This is a genomic window from Candidatus Planktophila sp. (assembly GCA_030681675.1).
Taxonomy (GTDB): Bacteria; Actinomycetota; Actinomycetes; order Nanopelagicales; family Nanopelagicaceae; genus Planktophila.
The window spans coordinates 52,115-72,302 of record JAUXRP010000002.1; the positions used below are offsets into that span (position 1 = coordinate 52,115).

General features: G+C 46.3%; 19 protein-coding genes. 17 read left to right on the top strand and 2 right to left on the bottom strand.

Going from position 1 to position 20,188, the window contains the following annotated elements:
• From secD to Q8K48_00310, 3 genes are read left to right on the top strand one after another with little or no spacing between them, the layout of a single operon-like run.
• Positions 1-1,512: a protein translocase subunit SecD gene (gene secD, locus Q8K48_00300; GenBank protein ID MDP1850840.1), complete on the top strand. Its 1,512-nt coding sequence runs from the start codon at positions 1-3 to the stop codon at positions 1,510-1,512.
• Between the two features lie 3 nt (positions 1,513-1,515).
• A complete protein-coding gene (gene secF / locus Q8K48_00305; protein MDP1850841.1) occupies positions 1,516-2,571 on the top strand; it encodes a protein translocase subunit SecF in 1,056 nt (351 codons plus the stop codon).
• Between the two features lie 9 nt (positions 2,572-2,580).
• A complete protein-coding gene (locus Q8K48_00310) occupies positions 2,581-4,743 on the top strand; it encodes a bifunctional (p)ppGpp synthetase/guanosine-3',5'-bis(diphosphate) 3'-pyrophosphohydrolase (GenBank protein ID MDP1850842.1) in 2,163 nt (720 codons plus the stop codon).
• Position 4,744: 1 nt separating this feature from the next.
• Here the strand turns inward: Q8K48_00310 and Q8K48_00315 are convergent, their stop codons facing one another.
• Entirely contained in the window at positions 4,745-6,043 is a 1,299-nt protein-coding gene (locus tag Q8K48_00315; GenBank protein ID MDP1850843.1) for a DUF349 domain-containing protein, read from the bottom strand.
• A 170-nt stretch (positions 6,044-6,213) separates the two neighbouring features.
• Between Q8K48_00315 and Q8K48_00320 the strand changes: the two genes are divergently transcribed.
• The 14 genes from Q8K48_00320 (at position 6,214) to nusB (ending at position 19,587) form a co-directional block, all read left to right on the top strand.
• Positions 6,214-6,876 carry an MBL fold metallo-hydrolase gene (locus tag Q8K48_00320; protein MDP1850844.1) on the top strand — a complete coding sequence of 221 codons (663 nt, stop codon included), beginning with the start codon at positions 6,214-6,216 and terminating at the stop codon, positions 6,874-6,876.
• Entirely contained in the window at positions 6,876-8,126 is a 1,251-nt protein-coding gene (hisS, locus tag Q8K48_00325; GenBank protein MDP1850845.1) for a histidine--tRNA ligase, read from the top strand. Before Q8K48_00320 ends, hisS begins: the two co-directional genes overlap by 1 nt.
• Positions 8,127-8,146: 20 nt before the next feature.
• Positions 8,147-9,898 carry an aspartate--tRNA ligase gene (gene aspS / locus Q8K48_00330; GenBank protein ID MDP1850846.1) on the top strand — a complete coding sequence of 584 codons (1,752 nt, stop codon included), beginning with the start codon at positions 8,147-8,149 and terminating at the stop codon, positions 9,896-9,898.
• Between the two features lie 4 nt (positions 9,899-9,902).
• Complete coding sequence (locus Q8K48_00335; GenBank protein MDP1850847.1) at positions 9,903-10,262, top strand: DUF948 domain-containing protein; 360 nt, start codon at positions 9,903-9,905, stop codon at positions 10,260-10,262.
• Positions 10,263-10,271: 9 nt separating this feature from the next.
• Complete coding sequence (gene alaS, locus Q8K48_00340) at positions 10,272-12,944, top strand: alanine--tRNA ligase (GenBank protein ID MDP1850848.1); 2,673 nt, start codon at positions 10,272-10,274, stop codon at positions 12,942-12,944.
• An 8-nt stretch (positions 12,945-12,952) separates the two neighbouring features.
• On the top strand, positions 12,953-13,378 hold the full coding sequence (gene ruvX / locus Q8K48_00345) for a Holliday junction resolvase RuvX (GenBank protein MDP1850849.1): 426 nt from the start codon (positions 12,953-12,955) through the stop codon (positions 13,376-13,378).
• Positions 13,375-14,391, top strand: a complete 1,017-nt coding sequence (gene mltG / locus Q8K48_00350) for an endolytic transglycosylase MltG (protein MDP1850850.1) — start codon at positions 13,375-13,377, stop codon at positions 14,389-14,391. Before ruvX ends, mltG begins: the two co-directional genes overlap by 4 nt.
• Positions 14,388-15,209 carry a shikimate dehydrogenase gene (locus tag Q8K48_00355; GenBank protein ID MDP1850851.1) on the top strand — a complete coding sequence of 274 codons (822 nt, stop codon included), beginning with the start codon at positions 14,388-14,390 and terminating at the stop codon, positions 15,207-15,209. The genes mltG and Q8K48_00355 overlap by 4 nt, the downstream gene beginning before the upstream one ends.
• Positions 15,210-15,344: 135 nt before the next feature.
• The gene (gene aroC, locus Q8K48_00360; protein MDP1850852.1) at positions 15,345-16,526 is read left to right on the top strand and encodes a chorismate synthase; all 1,182 of its coding nucleotides are present in this window, start codon (positions 15,345-15,347) and stop codon (positions 16,524-16,526) included.
• Between the two features lie 9 nt (positions 16,527-16,535).
• On the top strand, positions 16,536-17,036 hold the full coding sequence (locus Q8K48_00365) for a shikimate kinase (GenBank protein ID MDP1850853.1): 501 nt from the start codon (positions 16,536-16,538) through the stop codon (positions 17,034-17,036).
• Positions 17,037-18,086, top strand: a complete 1,050-nt coding sequence (gene aroB, locus Q8K48_00370) for a 3-dehydroquinate synthase (GenBank protein MDP1850854.1) — start codon at positions 17,037-17,039, stop codon at positions 18,084-18,086.
• Positions 18,083-18,514, top strand: a complete 432-nt coding sequence (gene aroQ / locus Q8K48_00375; GenBank protein MDP1850855.1) for a type II 3-dehydroquinate dehydratase — start codon at positions 18,083-18,085, stop codon at positions 18,512-18,514. Before aroB ends, aroQ begins: the two co-directional genes overlap by 4 nt.
• 90 nt (positions 18,515-18,604) lie before the next feature.
• Positions 18,605-19,165 (top strand): elongation factor P, encoded by a 561-nt coding sequence (efp, locus tag Q8K48_00380; GenBank protein ID MDP1850856.1) that lies wholly within the window; start codon positions 18,605-18,607, stop codon positions 19,163-19,165.
• On the top strand, positions 19,165-19,587 hold the full coding sequence (gene nusB / locus Q8K48_00385) for a transcription antitermination factor NusB (GenBank protein ID MDP1850857.1): 423 nt from the start codon (positions 19,165-19,167) through the stop codon (positions 19,585-19,587). Before efp ends, nusB begins: the two co-directional genes overlap by 1 nt.
• Here the strand turns inward: nusB and Q8K48_00390 are convergent.
• Entirely contained in the window at positions 19,580-20,068 is a 489-nt protein-coding gene (locus Q8K48_00390; protein ID MDP1850858.1) for a helix-turn-helix transcriptional regulator, read from the bottom strand. The genes nusB and Q8K48_00390 overlap by 8 nt on opposite strands.
• Between the last annotated feature and the right edge of the window lie 120 nt (positions 20,069-20,188).

The window sequence follows — 20,188 nt, forward strand, 5'->3', positions numbered from 1 at the left end:
ATGTCTACTACTAATAAAGCTGTAAAGACGGCCAACCGCCCGAGCCGTTCATTGGCGATCCTTGGCCTGGTTCTAGTGGCCTTGGCTGGAATCGCCTTTGTCCAAGGCGCAACCTCGGTGCGCCTTGGCCTAGATCTTCGAGGCGGAACATCTGTGACGCTCCAACCTCGAGTAGCACCTGGCGAGAGTGGGAAAGTTACCAATGAGGCGATAGATCAAGCCGTATCTATAATTCGCCAACGCGTTAACTCACTTGGCGTTGCTGAATCAGAAGTTGCCGCGCAGGGAAGTGGAACTAATCGTCAAATTGTCATCTCTGTTCCAGGAGATACAGGTCGTAGAGTTGTTGAATTAGTTGGACAAACAGCTGAACTTCGATTTCGTCAGGTTCTTGCAAGCGCTGCTGCAACGGGAACTGCCGATCCTGCCGCGACCCCAACTGCGGGTGTGAGCGCTGACGTGAATGCAAAGTTTGCGGCTTTAGATTGCACCAAGTTAGAAAATCTTCAGGGAACTGGAACTGATGCACCAACAGATACGATTGCTGTGTGTGATCGCGCAGGCACCACTAAATATATTTTAGCTCCAGCTGAAGTATTAGGCCGTCAAATTTCAAAAGCATCTGCCGGAATTGACACCCAAGGTGGAAACGCTTGGTATGTCAGTCTGACATTTAATGGCGAGGGAACAACAGCATTTGGTGCACTCACAACTCGTGTAACAACGTTGGTTGAGCCTCTTAATCAAGTCGCGATAGTTCTAGATGGTTTAGTTGTTTCATCTCCACGAATCACTGAGCCAATTCCATCTGGAAATGCGCAGATTACTGGCAGCTTCACTCAACTTGAAGCACAGGATTTAGCCAATGTATTAAAGTACGGTGCATTGCCTTTGGCATTTGATCGTGGCGAAATTCAGCAGATCTCTCCAACTCTTGGAGCTGACCAACTTGATGCTGGTTTAATTGCAGGTGGCCTTGGCCTAATTCTCGTCTTTCTTTACTCACTGCTCTATTACCGAGGTCTTGGCCTTGTAACCGTCGGCTCACTTCTTGTGGCAACTTCACTTGTACTTGTTCTCTTCTTGCTTCTAGGAGAATGGATTGGATTTACGCTCACACTTGCTGGAATCGCGGGTGCAATCGTAGCTATCGGCGTTACTGCCGATTCATTCATTATCTACTTCGAACGTATTCGAGATGAGATTAGAGAGGGTAAATCGCTTCGAACTGCAGTTGAAACTGGCTGGCTGCGCGCCCGTCACACAATTTTAATCGCCGACTTTGTTTCGATTATTGCCGCAGCACTTCTCTACTTCTTTGCCGTTGGCGGAGTTCGAGGCTTTGCATTTACTTTAGGTCTCACCACCTTGGTTGACCTCATTGTGGTCTTCACTTTCACAAAGCCACTCGTGACGATTCTTGCACGGCTCAATTTCTTTGCATCTGGGCACCGCTTCTCTGGCCTCTCAGCTAAGAGCACTGGAACACTGCTAGTAACTAAGGAGGCGTAATTCATGTCAAAATTTTCAGGTCTAGGTGGTCGTCTCTATCGCGGTGAAACATCAGTTGACTTCATTGGACGTCGACGTCGCTGGTATTCAATTTCTGCTTTCTTCATCCTTTTATCAATCGCAGCCCTTGTATGGCAAGGCCTACATTTAGGAATTGAATTTAAAGGTGGCTCATCTTTTACGGTTACTAAGCAAAACGCATCAATTGCCGATGCACGTGCAGCTGTTGCTTCAGTTGGAGTTCCTGGCGAGATAATCGTTCAAAATATTGGTACTGATAAAGTGCGAGTTCAAACGGCGGCCCTTGATACTGTTCAAAATAATGCGGTTCAGGATGCCCTTGCCGACAAGTTTTCGGTAAGTGTCGAATCAATCGATACTCAAATCGTTGGTCCATCGTGGGGTAAAGAGATTACACGCAAGGCAGTGTACGGATTACTTGGTTTCCTGATTTGCGTCATGCTCTATCTTGCTATGGCATTTGAGCCGAAGATGGCAGTTGCGGCAATTGTGGCCGTTGTGCACGACGTCTTTATTACAGTTGGAATCTATGCTCTTGTTGGATTTGATGTAACGCCGGCGACGGTCATTGGTTTTCTCACCATTCTCGGTTATTCGCTCTACGACACCGTTGTTGTCTTTGACAAGATTCGTGAAAACACTCGGACCATAACATCGAGTTCAAAGAGCACGTATTCTCAAGCTGCAAATTTGGCAGTTAACCAGACGATTGTTCGCTCATTTAACACGTCTGTCATTGCCTTACTTCCAGTTGGCTCAATCTTGTTTGTAGGTGCGGGACTACTCGGTGCTGGAACGCTCAAAGATCTCTCGCTCGCTCTATTTATTGGTTTAGCAGTCGGAACTTATTCCTCGGTCTTTATCGCACCTCCCGTGCTTGCTCAATTGCGTGAAAGAGAGCCGGCGATGATTGCCCTGGCCAAGCGTGTAAATGGGCGAAGTGCAACCCCAACAGTTTTTTCCGCAGTAACTCCAATTACTGCAAAGATTGAAAATCGTGGACCTCGTAATCAACCAAAGCGCAAAGGTCGCAAGTAGGCAGTTCTTGTGGATACTTTGATTGCACCAGTTTTAAGTGTGCTCAAAGAAAATCATGCGAGTAGCAAGCTTGAAGATGTAGAGCGCGCCTTTCTTGTTGCCCAAAAGGCACATGAGGGTCAATTACGTAAATCCGGAGAACACTACATTACACACCCTGTAGCCGTTGCTAAAATCTTGGCAGAGCTAGGATTAAATAGCGAAACAATTATTGCAGCGCTCTTGCATGACACCATAGAAGATACTCCGTACTCACTCAAAGAGTTGCGACGAGATTTTGGTGACGAGATCGCTAATCTTGTTGACGGTGTCACTAAATTAGATCGCCTTACATATGGCCCCATGGCCGAAGCTGAGACCGTTCGTAAAATGGTAGTGGCAATGTCTAGGGATATTCGTGTATTGGTAATCAAACTTGCAGATCGTCTGCACAATGCGCGCACCTGGAAATTTGTTTCTCAGGAAAACGCTGAGCGCAAGGCTCGCGAGACTCTAGATATATATGCACCATTAGCGCACCGGCTAGGAATGAATGCAATTAAGTGGGAGTTAGAAGATCTCTCATTTGAAGTTCTCGAACCTAAGAAATTTGAAGAGATTTCTCGGTTAGTTGCTGAGCGATCACCTTCGCGCGATTCACTAACATCGCAGGTTATCGCCATCGTCACCGATGATCTAGCTAAAGATTCGATTCATGCAACGGTTACGGGTCGTCAAAAACATTTTTTTTCGGTGTATCAAAAAATGGTTGTTCGAGGACGCGAGTTCAATGAAATTTATGATTTAGTAGGTATTCGAGTTCTAGTTGATGATGTACGCGACTGTTATGCCGTATTAGGTTCTATTCATGCTAGATGGAGTCCAATTCCTGGCCGATTTAAAGATTACATTGCGATGCCTAAATTTAATCTCTATCAATCTCTTCATACAACGGTAATCGGACCGACTGGTAAAGCGATAGAGATTCAGATCCGAACCTTTGATATGCATTCGCGGGCTGAGTTCGGCATTGCAGCACACTGGAAGTACAAGCAGGGACATGAGAATAACGAGAGTTCGCCAGAAATGTTATGGCTTCGCCAACTCCATGAATGGCAAAAGGAGACCGAAGATCCTTCAGAGTTCCTCGAAGCGTTGCGTTTTGATTTAGGTTCACCTGAGGTCTTCGTATTTACGCCAAAGGGGAGTGTTGTCGCTCTGCCAGGGGGATCGACTCCGGTTGATTTTGCATTCTCGGTTCATACCGATGTGGGCATCCGATGCGCAGGGGCAAAAGTAAATGGACGGTTAGTTCCACTTGAATCCCGGTTAAGTAATGGTGATGTTGTAGAGATTTTAACTAATAAGGGCGAGCACGCAGGTCCAAGTCGAGATTGGCTTAACTTTGTACAGAGCCCTCGCGCACGTTCAAAGATAAAGGCTTGGTTTAGTAAAGAGCGTAGAGAGGAAGCGATAGATGCTGGCCGTGAATCAATCGCTCGACAAATGCGCAAAGCTGGTCTGCCTTTGCAAAAGATATTTGCTGGTCACTCGCTTCTAGAGCTCGCCCATGATCTTCACTACAGCGATATCGAAAGCCTTTACTCTGCCGTCGGTGATGGCCATGTTTCAGCAACATCGATAATTGATAAGTTAGTCGTAGCGCTCGGCGCAGAAGACTCTCACCCCGAACCAACTATGAATGTTCTGCCCACCCGTGTGCCTGTAAGTCGCAGATCAAGTAATGCCGTAGATGTTGAAGGCGCTGATGATGTACTCGTTAAACTTGCACGCTGCTGCACACCGGTACCAGGTGATGAAATCATGGGCTTTATTACTAAAGGCAGTGGTGTTTCCATACATCGAAGTGATTGCGTCAATGCAGGGGATTTAGTAACAAATCAATTCGATAGAGTGGTCGAGGTAAAGTGGCGAGTAGGAGCAGGTTCGATCTTCCTCGTAAATATTCAGGTAGAGGCGCTGGACCGTGCATCACTTTTAGCTGATGTGACACGCACACTATCGGATCAACATGTAAATATTTTAAGTGCATCAGTTAGTACATCAAAAGACCGTACGGCCTTTTCACGCTTTACTTTTGAAATGGCCGACGCAACGCATTTGGATGCAGTCCTAGGTGCAGTGCGAAATATCGAAGGCGTCTACGACGTCTATAGAACCACTAAAAATTAAATTAGCTAAACTCTGCCAAGCTCTTTTCTGCCTCTGCGAGCCACACTCTTCGAGCGGCGGCTGACTCTAAAGCCTCGGTAGCTTTCTTGGTATTGCCAGCAGCTTGCGATTTAGCGGCGGTTTTTTCATAGTTTTCGATTGAATCATTCAGCTGCTTTACTACCTCTTGGGCTCTAGCCTTTGCAGCGGGATCACTCTTGCGCCAATTATCGGCTTCGGCCGCTTTAACTGCAGCTTCAACTGCATGGACACGAGCATCGAGAGAGGCGCGCTTGTCGCGATGAGTCATACCAATCTTGTTCCATTCGTTCATATGCTCTCGAAGCGCCTTCTTAGCCTCATCCAACTTCGTTATTGGCAGAATTGCTTCGATGAGTACGACAAGTTCTTCGCGCTTTATTAAATTACTTGCCATCGTTACATCGCGTTTTTCTAGATCTGCATTCTTAGCAGTGAAGAATTGGTCCTGCGCGGCTTTAAAACGCGCCCACATCTTGGCATCATCACTTGGCTTGCCTCGACCCGTAGCTTTCCAAGCATCCATAAGTGTTTTAAAGCGTTTGGCTGTTGGCACCCAATCAGTTGATGTGGCTAAGCTTTCAGCTTCAGTAATAATCGCTTTTTTTGCATCAGAGACAACTTTCTGTACCGCTTCAAGGGCGGCAAAGTGGGTGCGACGGCGTTTATCAAATTTGTTACGCGAGGATGAGAAACGCTTCCACAGTTCGGCATCTGTCGCTTTATCTAAACGTGGCGCGGATTTCCACTCATCTAAGAGAGTTTTTAATCTATCTCCCGTGCTCTTCCATGACTCACTCATCGCTAATGATTCAGCCTCTGCAACTATTTTCTCTTTCTCAATCAAAATTTGTTCAAGGCGAGCTTTCTTGGCGGCAGTTTCAGCGGCCTTTTTAGCTTCATATGCTTCACGATGACCTTCAATCAATGGCTCGATCTGCTCAACTGAGGCTGAGAGTGCTTCTAAATCGCCGACTGCATTTAACTCTTTTATCGCATCTCGTAATTTCTTTACTGCGATGTAGGCATCTGAAGGAACCAACGCTCCGCTTTTAACGCGTGCTGCCAGTAGCGCAACCTCAGCGGCGAGCATTTCAAATTTGCGGACAAAGTAGGTGAGTGCTTCTTCAGGGGTTTTTCCCGGATATGAGCCAACGGCTTTTTCGCCGCTTGAAGTTCGAACATAGACGGTTCCGTCGTCGCCTACCCGTCCAAATGCTGCAGGATCTCCAATCAACGCGCTTGCCGCTGTTGCTATAGGAAGTGGATGTATATCGGTCATGGTGGTGATCCTTTCAGCGCGTTGTTCATGTGAACGTCGCTATGTATGGCGCGGGCTCTTCGAGGTGTACCTCAAAGCGCGTGAATTCTGCGTTTGTGTAGGGTAAAAGGTACCCTGTACCAGCCAGATAGCGTCAATCGTAGTTATGGCACGAGATAAGGGGTACATGGATGTTTGTAGCCTCATTTGCCGCCCCTATGTTTGCAACTAACTGCTGGGTTATCGCCAGCGCCCCTGGAGCTGAGTGCATAGTTATTGATCCAGGCATGCCCGATGTGAGCCCCCAGTTATCGTCCATTCTCGATGAGTTCAGGCTCAAGCCCGTGGCTATTTTTGCTACCCATGGCCACTTGGACCACACTTTTTCAATTACACCTATCGCCGATGGATATGAGATTCCGGCATATATCCATAGTCAGGATCGGATTGCTCTTGCCCATCCCGAACGCTGCCTGTCGCCAGAATATGCCGCGACATTGGCAGGCATGGAGTTTGTTGAGCCAAGGGATGTAAGAGAATTGCGAAATGGAGAAGTTCTTGAGATTGTCGGGCTCAGGATTACGGCCATACATGCACCTGGCCATACGGCGGGCTCACTGATGTTTGAAGTATCCAATGAACTGCTCATTAGCGGCGATGTTCTCTTTGCAGGCTCGATTGGCCGGACCGATCAACCAACCGGCTCGGCTAAGGATATGGAGGAGAGTTTGCGAAAAAGAGTTCTACCTCTTGGCGACCATTTACGGGTATTGCCGGGACATGGCAATGAAACAACGATTGGTCGCGAACGAAAGCACAACCCATATTTGAACTCACTGAAAGAGCGTTACTAATGGCTCGAGCGAGAATTCAAGCCCCCAAAGGGGTGAGTGAGTATGTTCCTCCACGTTCAAAGTTATTTGAATTCGTTCGTGAATCTTTGATTGCACCGGCTCGTCTGGCTGGTTACCAACTTATGGAGCTTCCTGTTTTTGAAGATACTGAACTCTTTAGCAGAGGTGTTGGTGCTTCAACTGATGTGGTAACAAAAGAGATGTACACCTTTACCGATAGGGGAGATCGTTCGATTACTTTGCGCCCTGAAGGAACTGCGGGAGCGATGCGAGCGGTTATCGAGCATGGTTTAGACAGAGGTCGTTTGCCAGTAAAGATTTGGTACTCAGGGGCATATTTTCGTGCCGAACGCCCGCAGGCCGGGCGTTACCGCCAATTCTATCAAGTTGGTATTGAAGCGATCGGCTTAGATGATCCTGCAATAGATGCAGAAGTCATCGCAATCGCTGATGCTGGTTTTAAATCAATTGGTTTGAAGCAGTATCGCTTAGAGATTACTAGCCTTGGTGATGCGCAATCTCGCGCGGCACATCGCGTTGAACTTCTGAAATATATAGCAACTCTTGACTTAGATGAAGCTACTACTTCTAGAGCTTTAATAAATCCGTTGCGGTTATTTGATGATAAACGAGAGGTGATCAAAAACGCCATGGCGCAGGCACCGCTTCTGATGGATTTTCTAAGCGTTGCATCTCGTCAACATTTTGAAAAAGTAAAGAATTTTCTAGATGTATTAGGTATTTCATACCACTTAAATCCACGAATGGTGCGGGGTTTGGATTATTACACGGGTACCACCTTTGAGTTTGTACATGATCTTTTAGGTGCTCAATCTGGTATTGGTGGGGGAGGCCGCTATGACGGTTTGATGGCCGAACTCGGAGGCCAAGAGCTCTCTGGAATTGGTTTCGGTCTTGGGGTTGATCGTGCATTGTTGGCGGCTGAGGCCGAAGGAGTAATTCCAATTGAAGGCTTTGTTTCGGATTTGTTCATTATTCCGCTCGGCGATGGTGCAATGCAGATGGTTTTAGAGTTAGCTACGCAGCTACGAGGCGCAGGAAAAATAGTTGAAATAGCCTTTGGTGACCGCTCCTTGAAAACTGCAATGAAGTCTGCCGATAAGAGTGGTGCGCGCAATGTCGTGGTAGTTGGCGATCAAGAGATTGCTTCTCAAAGCGTTGAACTCAAAAATATGAACACCGGTGTATCGGTTTCAGTTACAATTGAATCCTTAATCAACGCACTGTAGAAAGCGAAACCACACTCATTATGCTAAGAAGCCACGATGCGGGCACGCTACGCAAAACTGATGCCGGTACGGTAGTTACATTGGCAGGCTGGGTTTCCCGCCGTCGCGATCATGGCGGTGTGGCATTTATCGATCTTCGAGATGCATCTGGTTCAGTGCAGGTCGTCATTCGTGATGAAAAAATTGCAGGTGCGCTTCGGGCAGAATGGTGCTTGCTCATTACTGGCGAAGTTCTTGCCAGGCCAGCTGGAAATGAGAATTCCAATATTCCAACGGGCGAGATTGAAGTTATGGGTGACACCGTTGTAGTCCTGAGTGAATCTGCCCCGCTTCCATTTCCTATAGATAGCGGTAATGACGCAGATATTGGCGAAGAAGTACGCCTTAAATATCGATACTTGGATTTGCGTCGAGAAAAACCTGCAGCAAATCTTCGGCTTCGTTCAAAGGTTACATCAACCATTCGACGTGTTATGGAGGAAGAGTCTTTTCTTGAAATTGAAACACCCTATCTGACACGTTCAACGCCAGAAGGCGCTCGTGATTTCCTTGTCCCTGTTCGGCTTCAACCTGGAAGCTGGTACGCCCTTCCACAATCACCTCAGCTCTTTAAACAGTTGTTGATGGTTGCAGGAATGGAAAAGTACTATCAGATAGCCCGTTGTTTTCGTGATGAAGATTTTCGTGCAGATCGACAACCTGAATTCACTCAGTTAGATATTGAAATGTCGTTCATTGACCAAGAGGATATTTTAGCTGTCGCCGAAAAAATTGTTGCCAAAATTTGGCTAGAGGCTGTTGGTTACACAATTGCGTTGCCATTGAAACGTATGACGTATGCCGAAGCTATGTCGCGGTATGGATCGGATAAACCAGATTTACGTTTTGGCAATGAACTCTCAGAGCAGACTGAATTTTTTGCAGAAACAAGTTTTAGAGTTTTCCAAGCACCCTATGTTGGCGCAGTTGTTATGCCAGGGGGGGCAACTTCGCCGCGACGCGAGCTTGATGCTTGGCAAGATTGGGCGAAAGCTCGAGGCGCAAAGGGTTTGGCCTATATTTTAATTGATGCCGATGGAGCATTAGGTGGACCCGTTGCTAAAAATTTAAGTGAAAGTGAGTCCGCTGGAATTGCTGCAGCAACTGGAGCAAAACCTGGCGATGCAATCTTTTTTGCCGCAGGTGAGCGCAGCGAAGCGTTGAATCTCTTAGGTGCCGTGCGTCTTGAAATAGGAAAGCGCTGTGGATTAATTGCTCACAATTCATGGGAGTTTTTATGGGTTGTCGATGCACCAATGTTTGAACCAACACAAGACGGGGGATGGACCGCTGTCCACCACCCCTTCACTGGTCCAAAACCTGAATTTGCATCGAGCTTCGCGAACGATCCTGAACATGCATTGGCGTATGCCTATGACATAGTTTTAAATGGAACTGAGCTAGGTGGAGGTTCGATACGTATTCATGACCAGAAAATGCAGAGCGATGTCTTTCGTGTAATCGGTTTGAGTGATGAGGAAGCGGCTTCGAAGTTTGGTTTCTTACTTGAGGCATTCAATTACGGTCCGCCGCCCCATGGAGGAATAGCATTGGGTCTTGATCGAGTCTGCGCCTTGTTGACGGGTTCTGATTCAATTCGCGAAGTTATCGCATTTCCTAAGACGGCCAGCGGGGGAGATCCATTAACTGGAGCTCCTACACCTATTACTGCCGCTCAAAGAAAAGAAAGTGGTATTGATGGCGCAGTAAAGAACGCTCCTCAGGTAGGCTAATTACATGGGACCAGGTGGAATTGCAACTATCATCGCAGCGAGCGGACTCTTTATAATCGCTATCGCAATAAGTTATGTCGTAATCAGGGTTGGTCGATTTATCGATGAGGCTAAGCTCTCTCTTAAATCATTGACCGAAGAGACTGCACCTCTGATTGAAGAGGTTCACACGACTATTTCTCTTGTAAATGCACCACTCAAGAGTTTTAATAGAATTACTAGGAACGCTGAAGATATCTCAGATAAAGTTGCTAACGCAACAAACTCTTTTATGAATAAGAATGGTTCTGCAGTTAAAGTTGCTGGAGCGATTTTAGCTGCGGCGGCTAAGAAAAAGTCACGCTCTAAGAAGAAGGCTGAGTGATCACTCTACGTGGAATCCGCCGAGATCCGTGCGCGCTGGCTGCGTTTTTTTGAGAGTGATAATCGCCAGGGTCTAACCCATACCGTTGTACCATCGGCCTCACTTATCGCCGATGATCCGAATCTACTTTTAGTCAACGCCGGAATGGTGCCTTTTAAACCATATTTCTTAGGTGAAGTTAAACCGCCCTTTAAGCGCGCAACCTCGGTACAAAAATGTGTTCGAACGTTGGATATCGATGAAGTTGGCAAGACCACACGTCATGCATCATTTTTTCAAATGTGTGGAAATTTCTCTTTCGGTGACTACTTTAAAGAAGGTGCTATCTCACTAGCATGGGAGCTATTGACTCGAGCGATCGATGATGGTGGTTATGGTTTTTCGCCAGATAAGTTATGGGTCACGGTTTTTCTAGACGATGATGAAGCTGCCGATATTTGGCATAAAAAGATAGGCGTGTCCCTAGAGCGAATTCAGCGAATGGGAATGAGTGATAATTTTTGGTCGATGGGTGTGCCTGGTCCATGTGGACCTTGCTCTGAGATTTATTATGATCGTGGACCGGCTTACGGAAAAGATGGTGGTCCCATTGCCGATGAAAATCGTTACATGGAAATCTGGAACCTGGTGTTCATGCAGAATGAACGCGGGGTTGGCAACGGCAAGGATGATTTTCCAATTCTCGGTGAACTACCGGCAAAAAGTATAGACACAGGCCTTGGCCTTGAACGATTAACTTCGATTTTGCAAGGTGTGGATAATATCTATGAGATTGATACGACGATGCAGATTCTCAATAAAGCATCCGAGCTAACTGGTGTTAAGTATGGGGCATCTAAGAAATCGGATATCTCGTTGAGAGTTATTGCCGATCATGCACGCACATCAGCGATGCTCATTGGTGATGGCATAACACCCGGAAATGAAGGTCGAGGATATGTACTGCGTCGTATGATGCGCCGAACGATTCGCAATATGCGTTTGCTCGGATCTATGGATCCCATCATGTCCGAACTATCCGTTGCAGCAATTGGTGCTATGGGGCCCCAATATCCTGAATTAGTCACCGATAAAGCGAGGATCCTCTCTGTGAGCGTTTCTGAAGAAGAGAGTTTTTTGCAAACGTTAAAGAGTGGAACAACTATCTTTGATGGTGCAAGTGCTGCCTTAAAGAAGAGTTCACAATCTGTGCTGCCAGGTGCCGAAGCTTTTAAACTCCATGACACCTATGGTTTTCCATTTGATTTAACGTTGGAAATGGCGCGCGAAGAGGGCCTTGAAGTGGACGAGGTCGGTTTTAGGCGATTAATGCAGGAACAAAAAGATAGGGCTAAAGCCGATTCTCGCGCTAAAAAGAGTGGGCATACCGATGTTAGCGAATATCGCGCAATCGCTGATAAAAGCGGTAAGAGTGAGTTTTGCGGTTATACATCGATCTCGAGTGAATCTTTAATTACTGGACTACTTGTCGATGGGATTTCGGTAAGTAATGTTGATGCAGGCTTTGACGTTGAAGTCGTCCTAAATCGCACTCCTTTCTATGCAGAAGGTGGTGGTCAGTTAGCAGATGGTGGGAAAATAACATTAGCTAACGGCGCTATTATTGAAATCTGGGACGTGCAGACGCCAGTTCCTGGAGTTATTGTTCACCGTGGTCGAGTAGTTAGCGGAAACGTCGAAGTTAGCAGTCAAGCCCTTGCTCAGATAGATGTAGAGCGCAGAGCTGCGATTTCTAGAGCGCACACTGCAACGCACATGGTGCATAAAGCATTCCGTGAGATTTTAGGAGAGACGGCAACTCAGGCGGGATCGGAAAACTCACCGGGACGTTTTCGCTTCGATTTTCCTTCAACTGGGGCAGTACCTGACAGCGTAATTAATGAGGTTGAATCTCGAGTAAATACATTGCTGCTAGATAATTTGCAGGTTACCGCCGAAACTATGTCTCAAGCACAGGCCAAAGAAATCGGCGCAATGGCCCTATTTGGTGAAAAGTATGGCGATGTCGTTCGTGTAGTCAGCGTTGGAGATTGGGCACGTGAGTTATGCGGTGGAACTCACGTCCTTGCCTCAGGAGAGCTTGGTGTTATTAAGTTATTGAGCGAATCCTCCATCGGTGCAGGTGTACGTCGGGTTGAGGCTTTAGTAGGCGTTGACGCATACAAGTTTTTAGCACGCGAACATTTTTTGCTTAATTCATTGACCACTTTAATCAAAGGTGCGCGTGTTGAGGATTTGCCAGATCGAATTTCGGATTTACTTACAAAAATAAAGGATTTTGAGAAGGAGATCGCAGGCCTTCGATCAGCAGGTGCTTTTGCTCAAGTAAACGAAATCGCTAAAACTGCTAGAGAAATCAATGGAGTTTCAACTATCGCAGCCCTTCTTAGAGATGGAATTCCTGGGGATGATTTGCGAAAAATCGCATTGAAGCTTCGGGCACAATCAGATGTCAGTGTCGTAGCACTCATTAGTGTTAACGATTCCAAACCTGTATTAGTAGTGGCGGCAAGTGATGGAGCTCGGAACCTCGGAGTTAAAGCGGGTGATTTAGTGAAGATAGGTTCTTCCATTCTTGGCGGTGGGGGAGGCGGCAAAGATGATTGTGCCCAAGGTGGCGGTACTGATGCATCGAAGACCGTTCAGGCCCTGGAAGCGATTACCACGGCACTTAAAGGGTAATAGCGCCCATGCAAAGAGGTCGTCGTATTGCCTTCGATTATGGCGCTGTTCGAATTGGCGTGGCGGTATGCGATGTCGATGGGATTTTGGCCTCACCTCTAATGGTTCTACGAAGCACTGATAAGACATTGAAGAGTAAACTCTTAGAAATCTTCCAAGAGTTTGAACCTATCAAGATCTATATAGGTAAACCCTCAAATATGGATGGAAGTTCTGGTTCTGCAGTTGATAAAGCTTTGGAGTTCTGCGATTTTCTTCTAACGTTGACGAATTCCCCTATCGAACTCATTGATGAACGATTATCGACGGTGAGCGGCGCCAAAAGTTTGCGCGATTCTGGGGTACGTTTTAAGGAATCGAAATCTCGGATTGATGAAGCCGCAGCGGTTGCAATTTTAGAGTTTGCACTCTCGATTGAAAAGAATCGAACGTGAGATTGAGACCGGTTGTTTTGGCGGCGGTCTTTATTTTGGGATTGACCTACTCACTTCATCTGGTTCGAAGCAATACTTCAACAGCACCCGATTATCCCACTCGAGCCATTGGTGTTAGTGAACCTGAAGTAGTTGTGGACATTTCATCTGGTGCAACGGGATACGAAGTGGCAGAACTTCTATTTAAAAACAAAGTTACTAAATCCGTTTCAGCATATTTTAGAGTCGCTGTTTCGAATAAAAACTCAGAAAAAGTTTCACCCGGTTCTCATCGACTTACTTTGTCCATCTCTGCGGCGCAAGCTCTTGAACAGCTTCTAGATCCAGCACGCATTCCAAATCTGATCAAAGTATTTGAAGGCGCTTGGAGTGAGGAAATTGTTAATTCACTTCTTGTTTACGGATTTAAGCAAGCTGAAATATCGAAGGCTTTCGATTCGCTATTTCTCCCTTCAGGGTTTAGTAATCCAGAAGGTTTACTTTTTCCAGCTCAATATAGTTTTCCGCGGCAAACCAGCGCGATACAGGTGCTCCAAGCGATGATTAATCGTTTTCGAAGCGAAAAATTTGGTCAGGAGATTCTTAATGCTTCAGGCACTTATACACCATTACAATTATTGACAATTGCCTCCATTGTGCAAGCCGAAGGCGACACCGCAGATTTCAGCAAAGTTGCTCGAGTAATTTTTAATAGGCTCGAAATTTCTATGCCTCTTCAGATGGATTCAACTGTTCACTATGTTAAGAAAGTGCGCGGTGAAATTTTTTTAAGTACTTCATCAACGCTCATAGATTCCCCATACAACACTTACAAGAGATATGGCCTACCGCCGACTCCAATTGGAAATCCAGGGGCGCGTGCAATGGAAGCTGCATTGAATCCCGCCGTTGGAGATTGGCTTTACTTTATTACTGTTGCACCCGGTGACACTCGATTTACTGCCTCTCACGAAGAGTTTCTCGCGTGGAAATCTTTGTATCAAGAAAATAGGAAGGCAGGTGCATTCGATTGATCAAAGCGGCCGTCCTTGGCTCTCCGATTTCTCACTCTTTAAGTCCATTACTTCATACGATTGCATATACCGAATTAGGTCTCGAGAGTGAATACACTCGAATCGAGATTAAATCGGGCGAGCTGGGAAGTTTTCTGGAAAGTTGTGGACCAACGTGGTCAGGTTTCTCACTTACGATGCCGTTAAAAGAAGAAGTGTTGGATTTTGCTAGTAATGTTTCACCATTGGCTTCACGAATACTAAGTGCCAATACCTTAGTGCAAGACCCCTTTCAGGTATGGAGCGCTTCAACGACCGATGTTTCAGGCTTCACGCACGCCTTATCAGCACATGGAAGAGATGCCACCGGTGATGTTCTTGTTATCGGAGGTGGAGCAACGGCGCGTGCAGCGGTATCTGCATGCGATGGCGTTTCAACTCGAATAAGCGTTATGGTTCGATCGCTATCTAGAGTTAAAGAGATTTCTAACTGCGTTGAATTTTCGGGTTTAACGTTCGTAGAGTGGGGAGACTCAAACCTCTTTGAAAGTGCTGATTTAATTATCTCAACGGTTCCAGAAGGTGTCTCAGATTCACTAATAAAAAACTTCCCATCAAAGCCGGCTGGTATCTTCTTCGACGTTCTCTACAATCCGTGGCCGACGATGGCGCTAAAAGCATGGAGCGGACTTGGAGCTCAGGTTGTGGATGGTTTAGATCTTTTAATCCATCAAGCAATCGATCAAGTAGCGATTTTTTCAGGTGTCTATGTCGAACGTACCAGCATGGCGCAGTTAATGCGACGGCATGCAGAAAAGGCACTTGGGCCATCCACATAGGCTTTTTTCAGTAACTCCTGATGAAGCTGTTTTCGGCACAATTGCCCAAAAGTATCCCTCTAGCCTTTGCAATATTTTCTGGCTCGGCCTTGTATTTGGCTGCAGACATGAGCACATCTCTGCGACAATACGCAGATGCGTTGGTTAACAGCTGGTGAATCTCATGGTCAGGCCCTCAGTGCAATTATTGAAGGGATACCCGCCTCGGTTGCCGTCACGACGGCTGACATTGATTATCACTTAACTCGTAGGCGTTTAGGCGTTGGGCGTGGAGCCCGCCAAAGTTTTGAGGCCGATAAAACCACGATTCTTGGTGGTATTCGATTGGGATTAACACAAGGCGGACCTATTTCGATTCAGATTGATAACTCTGAGTGGCCAAAGTGGGAAAAAATTATGTCACCAGATCCCATCGCAACGCAGGAGATTGAGGATTTGGCGCGCAACGCACCTTTGACACGTCCGCGACCAGGACATGCAGATTTAGTAGGAATGCAAAAATATAATTTAAATGATGCGCGGCCAATTCTTGAACGTGCCAGTGCACGAGAAACTGCATCTCGAGTAGCACTCGGTGCAGTGGCGCGCATGTTCCTCGAACAAAGTGTAGGTATTACGATTCTAAGTCACGTTCTATCGGTAGGCGCTGTCCGCGTACCTAACACAGCGCAGCTTCCTGAGGTTGATGATATGAAGCGAATTGATGAGGATCCAGTTCGATGCGCCGATCCAACCACTAGTGCGCTTATGGTCGCAGAAATTGAGAGCGCTCATTCGGATGGAGATACTCTGGGTGGAGTTATAGAGGTTTTAGCATTTAATATGCCGCCAGGGCTTGGTTCTCATGTTCATTGGGATCGTCGGTTAGATGCGCGTTTGGCAGGTGCGCTTATGGGAATTCAAGCCATTAAAGGCGTCGAACTTGGAGATGGGTTTGAGACCGCTTCGAGGCGGGGAAGTGTTGCTCACGATGAGATTGAAAAATCAAGTGGTGGAAGAATCATTCGTCGAAGTGATCGCGCCGGTGGCACCGAAGGCGGAATGTCGAATGGTGAAATCCTACGCGTGCGAGCGGCGATGAAGCCAATATCAACGGTGCCAAAAGCTTTAGACACTATCGATGTGGTTACGGGTTTACCTGCGAAAGCAATTAATCAGCGTTCAGATGTCTGTGCAGTTCCAGCAGCAGGCGTAGTCGCCGAAGCCATGGTAGCTCTAGTCTTAGCCGAAGCAGTTCTTGAAAAATTTGGTGGAGACAGTCTCAGTGAGACAAAGCGAAACTTTGAAGGCTACATGCAGAACTTAAATTTTAAGTAGGTAGTGGACGTGCCATATGCAATTCTCATTGGACCTCCTGGGAGCGGAAAAAGTAGTGTAGGAAGAGCGCTGGCAAAGACACTTGGAGTGGGCTTTATTGACTCAGATAATGTGGTGGAAAAAAACTCCGGCAGAAGGATTTCGGATATTTTCGTAGTTGATGGTGAAGAGGTGTTTAGAGATTTAGAGTTTGAAGCGCTCACAGCCTCCTTAAAGGATAAGAACTCTGTCCTCTCTCTTGGAGGAGGAGCACCAATTTCTGAGCGTTCGCAGGCCGCACTCGCTGCGACAGAATGCCCAATAGTTTTTCTCGACGTCTCTTTATCGGTTGCAGCACCACGTGTAGGTTTTAATCGTGATAGACCCTTACTTCTTGGAAATCCACGTGCCCAATGGCAAAACCTATACGATGTGCGGCGTCCAATTTACGAGAAATTAGCGACAATGGTAATTAAAGTCGATGCAATGAGTATTGAAGAGATCGTTCAAACTATTAAATCGGGGATTTGAGTGAAATTAATAACGGTTAAGGCCGAGCACGAGTACAACGTAATAGTTGATTGTGATTGGAGATCGCAGCTTCTAACCCTTGCAAAAAATAGAACTAGAGTCGGAATTATTCACACGCAAAGCATGTCCTCTTCCATGCAATTTGATTGCGATAGTGAGGTTTTCTATTTCACAGTTCCAGATGGGGAAGAGGCTAAGAGTTTGAGTAACTTAACTTCTCTTTGGAGTTGGCTTGCTTCTGCCGGTTTCACGCGCTCTGACTTAATTGTCGGAGTTGGAGGGGGCGCCGTCACTGATGTCTCTGGTTTTGCAGCCGCAACGTGGCTGCGGGGTATTGACTGGGTCGCTATTCCAACGAGTATTGCGGGAATGGTCGATGCTTCAATTGGAGGAAAGACGGGAATTAATAGTGAGTTTGGTAAGAATTTGATTGGTGCTTTTCACTCACCGATAAGTGTTCTCATCGATACATCCTGGTTGTCGACGCTTTCAGATCGTGATTTTTGTGCAGGCATGGCTGAAGTAGTTAAGTGTGGTTTTATTGCAGATAAGGCAATTCTAGAATCCATAACTGGGAAAAATCTTTCCGCCCTTCGCAACGATCTTCCGACTGTGATCGGCCTGATAAGCGCAGCAGTATCGGTTAAAGCGGTTGTGGTTTCAGAGGATTTCAAAGAAAGCTTTGGCAGGGAGATTCTCAATTACGGACACACTCTGGGTCATGCCGTGGAGATGCACTCGGCATACTCACTACGTCATGGAGAAGCTGTCTCCATCGGATTGGTTTTTGCCGCAGAGCTAGCCCACTTAAAGGGATATTTGAGCAAAGAGTTAGTTCATGCCCATCGCGAAGTTTTAAGTGGGCTTAATCTACCCATTTCATATCCGCGCTCTGCTTGGCCAGAGTTACTGCCGATGCTTGCATTAGATAAGAAATCCCGTGGAACATTGTTGCGTTTTGTGGCTATCTCCGATGTTGGACGCTGCATACGAATAGAGGGAGTGAGTCAAAGCGAACTTTTGGCCGCTTATGAGAGAGTTAGCTCATGAGGATTTTAGTAATCAACGGTCCAAATCTTGCGCGCTTAGATATTCGAGACTCTTCGGTGTATGGAAATCTTAACTATGAGGAGTTAAAGAGTTTAATTGAAAGTGCAGCGCAGCAACACGGTTTAACTGCCGATGTTCGGCAAAGTGATGATGAGGCAACAATTATTAGTTGGCTACATGAGGCAGCTGATCTAAATCTGCCGGTAATAATTAATCCAGCGGCTTTCACTCATTACTCTTTTGCAATACGCGATGCTGCAGAGTTAGTGAAATCACCTTTGATAGAGGTTCATCTCTCCAACCCAATGGCGCGTGAAGAGTTTCGCCATACATCAGTCATCTCGGGAGTTGCACATGGAACGATCACTGGATTTGGCCCGAATTCATATGTATTAGCGATTATTGCGCTTAAAAACCTGATTGGTTAGGCGAACTGAGCACTATCAATGAGCAGGTATCCTTAACCCCTTGCTATCACAAAGGATGGCCGATTTTATTCAATGAGTGGAGCTTTAACTGTGGCAACAACAGCTGATTTAAAAAATGGAATTACTCTAGATATCGAGGGGCAGCTGTGGAATGTTATTGAATTTCAACATGTGAAACCGGGTAAAGGGCCAGCATTTGTGCGCACTAAGTTGAAATCAGTTTTGACTGGCAAGGTTATTGATAGAACTTTCAATTCAGGAGTTAAAATTGATATCGAAATTCTAGAAAAGCGCGATATGCAGTACCTGTATAAAGAGGGTGAAGATTTTGTATTTATGGATGCAAAAACCTTTGATCAAATGACAATTTCTATGGCAACAGTTGGTGAAATGTCTAACTACATGCTAGAAAATACTGATGCAGTTGTTGCGGTTCATGAAGGCAATCCCCTGTACATCGAATTAGCAGCAGCGGTGCCTTTAAAGATCACGTATACCGAGCCTGGAATTCAGGGGGATCGTTCATCAGGTGGAACTAAACCTGCCACTGTTGAGACTGGAATTGAGATTCAGGTTCCCTTATTTATTAAGCAGGATGAGATTGTCATGGTGGATACTCGCGATGGCTCTTATCAAGGCCGCGCTAACTAGTGTCGGCACGCAGTAAGGCAAGAAAGGCCGCGCTTGACCTTCTATACGAGGCCGATATACGTGGCACTAATGCAGTAGAAACACTTGCTCTACGTGATGTAAGCGATGAGGCTCCAGATGCTCGGCCAATACGCGAATACACCCGTGAATTAGTTCTTGGTGTGGGAGATAACTATCGTAAAATCGACGAGCTCATCACCACATATGCTCAAGGCTGGGATATGGATCGTCTACCAGCAGTTGATAGAAATATCCTCAGAATTGGTATCTTTGAGATTCTCTGGGCTACATCGATTCCGGATGGAGTTGCCATCGATGAGGCGTTACTGCTTGCTAAAGAGTTATCGACCGATAGCTCTGCCGGATTTATCCATGGAGTTCTAGGAAGAATCTCGTCAATAAAAGAGAGCTTAGCTATTTAGTTTCAATGAGTAATCTATGTGAGCGCAAGATTTCCTCTAACTCTTGCTGATGTATACCAATTGCCGCAGCGAGCAAAACCATATCGCTACTTCGCAGTGAAATGACTTCGCCATTCCAATCATTTCGAAGTTTTATGATCTCTCCAGTGAAGGTAATTGCACTTCTCAGGGTTGATTTGATTCGAGGAGGTAATGTGGAATCAGCGATTATCAAGCGTATTCGACGTAGATCTAGAATAGCGGCGCTGGCTTTTCCTGCAGGTTTTTCAGGCTCCTCCAAGAGATAGCTCAGCGGCACTCCATAGAACTGCGCAATTACTATCGCCATACGTACGCTCAATGTTCGATCGCCCCTTTCATATGAGCCGAGAACTACGGCTCGAATACGGCGATTACTAGCTACTTCTACCTCGTGCAGAGTCAAACCCTTCGCAATACGAATTGCACGCACTCTCGATGAAACAAGCTCAATTGTTGTCATACGGACGAGGCTACTGCGACGCGCAGACAAAGCTGATTTCTTATCCACACCCTGAAAGGAGGCGGTGCTATAGTACCGACGTATCCTTTAACGACCCGTCCAGAGAGATGGGGAAGGAGT

What these genes read in the sequence shown, in the direction of transcription:
- ruvX (MDP1850849.1), top strand. Translation starts at nt 12,953, where the DNA reads ATGCAAAGAGGTCGTCGTATTGCCTTCGATTATGGCGCTGTTCGAATT.
- Q8K48_00390 (MDP1850858.1), bottom strand. Translation starts at nt 20,068, where the DNA reads ATGACAACAATTGAGCTTGTTTCATCGAGAGTGCGTGCAATTCGTATT.
- aroQ (MDP1850855.1), top strand. Translation starts at nt 18,083, where the DNA reads ATGAGGATTTTAGTAATCAACGGTCCAAATCTTGCGCGCTTAGATATT.
- Q8K48_00315 (MDP1850843.1), bottom strand. Translation starts at nt 6,043, where the DNA reads ATGACCGATATACATCCACTTCCTATAGCAACAGCGGCAAGCGCGTTG.
- secD (MDP1850840.1), top strand. Translation starts at nt 1, where the DNA reads ATGTCTACTACTAATAAAGCTGTAAAGACGGCCAACCGCCCGAGCCGT.
- aroC (MDP1850852.1), top strand. Translation starts at nt 15,345, where the DNA reads ATGCGTTGGTTAACAGCTGGTGAATCTCATGGTCAGGCCCTCAGTGCA.
- hisS (MDP1850845.1), top strand. Translation starts at nt 6,876, where the DNA reads ATGGCTCGAGCGAGAATTCAAGCCCCCAAAGGGGTGAGTGAGTATGTT.
- Q8K48_00320 (MDP1850844.1), top strand. Translation starts at nt 6,214, where the DNA reads ATGTTTGTAGCCTCATTTGCCGCCCCTATGTTTGCAACTAACTGCTGG.
- secF (MDP1850841.1), top strand. Translation starts at nt 1,516, where the DNA reads ATGTCAAAATTTTCAGGTCTAGGTGGTCGTCTCTATCGCGGTGAAACA.
- aspS (MDP1850846.1), top strand. Translation starts at nt 8,147, where the DNA reads ATGCTAAGAAGCCACGATGCGGGCACGCTACGCAAAACTGATGCCGGT.
- Q8K48_00335 (MDP1850847.1), top strand. Translation starts at nt 9,903, where the DNA reads ATGGGACCAGGTGGAATTGCAACTATCATCGCAGCGAGCGGACTCTTT.